At 71.6% G+C, this 475-nt stretch carries 1 protein-coding gene; it reads right to left on the bottom strand.

Features of this window, described 5'->3' with window-relative positions:
• Window positions 1–244 precede the first annotated feature (244 nt).
• A partial coding sequence (locus GOALK_RS23540) for a sensor histidine kinase (RefSeq protein ID WP_232283177.1) occupies window positions 245–475 on the bottom strand: 231 nt, incomplete at its 5' end.

Raw genomic sequence — 475 nt, 5'->3', positions numbered from 1 at the left:
CATGACCGCCGGCAGGCGCCCCCGCCATCGCAGGCCCCACCCCGGCCATGCCAAGCACGATCATCACCGTGCAGACCCACAGCGGCGGCAGCTGCGACAGCTGCACGCAGCCCAACGCCCCCACGTGTGAGCGCCCCAGCGGTGCCACTGCCCAGCAAGGGAGACGGGGAGCGCTCGATGGCCATGAGGCCAGCCTGCCGCTGCCGGCGGCAGGTTGCCTATCGGGACTTGCCCCGCAAACGCGTCAGCGCCGCGCGCTGCCGCGATGGAAATTGACCCGGAAGCTTGCGCCGCCGCCCGCGGCCTCACCGACACTGACCGAGCCGCCATGGTGCTGCACGATCTCCTTCACCAGGTGCAGGCCAAGGCCACTGCCGCTGCCCGCCGCGCGCAGGCGATGGAACGGCTCGAAGATCGCCTCGCGGTCGCCTACTGGAATGCCCGCGCCCTGGTCGCTGACTTCCAGCAACCCGCG

Source organism: Gordonia alkanivorans NBRC 16433 (assembly GCF_000225505.1).
Lineage (GTDB): Bacteria > Actinomycetota > Actinomycetes > Mycobacteriales > Mycobacteriaceae > Gordonia > Gordonia alkanivorans.
Note: the sequence above shows the minus strand (reverse complement) of the source record. Positions and strands in the feature narration are given on the sequence as shown.